The 544-nt window shown below is 38.1% G+C and carries 1 protein-coding gene; it reads left to right on the top strand.

What is annotated here, in order from left to right:
• The first annotated feature begins 158 nt into the window (after positions 1-158).
• Positions 159-368 carry a hypothetical protein gene (locus CIK04_RS34025; RefSeq protein ID WP_325205842.1) on the top strand — a complete coding sequence of 70 codons (210 nt, stop codon included), beginning with the start codon at positions 159-161 and terminating at the stop codon, positions 366-368.
• Positions 369-544: the final 176 nt, after the last annotated feature.

The raw sequence follows: 544 nt of genomic DNA, 5'->3' as shown, positions 1-544 counted from the left end.
AACCTAAAACACAATTGCAAAGGTTAGATAAACACAGTGATTGCTAGAAGTAATTATGTTCTCGCTGCCTAAACATTGAGGTCGACCGAGTTTTACGTATTTTGGTGCTCTAAGCATTGCGCATTGTTTCATAATACTTCCTTCCGTACGGAGGACATATGGATCAAATCAAAGTTACCAATGCGATTGTTACATTTCTTCTAGGTCTCGTTATTGCGGTAACGGTTTCAGGAGGAGCCTTTCTTACTACAGCCATTAAGTATCCTTTTGACTTTATATTTATTGGATTAGGTGGCTTTTTAGCGTTTGGAGTATCTCATTTCTCGGTCAAATATATGCAGAGAGGCTTTTGGAAGAGTCTGTATTGATGTACTTACTCTACTATTATGGCTCGTTTGGCTTATTTCGGATGGCCATGCTGCAGGGTGGGCCCACAGCGAAGGGACTCTTAGAAAAGTTATGATGTCGACAAATGTATATTTTGATATTCAGTTATTTTCTGTTGTTTATTCCACTTTTTGTTTATTGCTTTGACAATTACTCA

Source organism: Vibrio sp. 03_296, assembly GCF_002265885.1.
The sequence above is the reverse complement of the archived record's forward strand: the minus strand, read 5'-3'. Positions and strand labels throughout refer to the sequence as shown.

Coding starts and splice junctions, on each gene's coding strand:
- CIK04_RS34025 (WP_325205842.1), top strand. CDS start 159: ATGGATCAAATCAAAGTTACCAATGCGATTGTTACATTTCTTCTAGGT.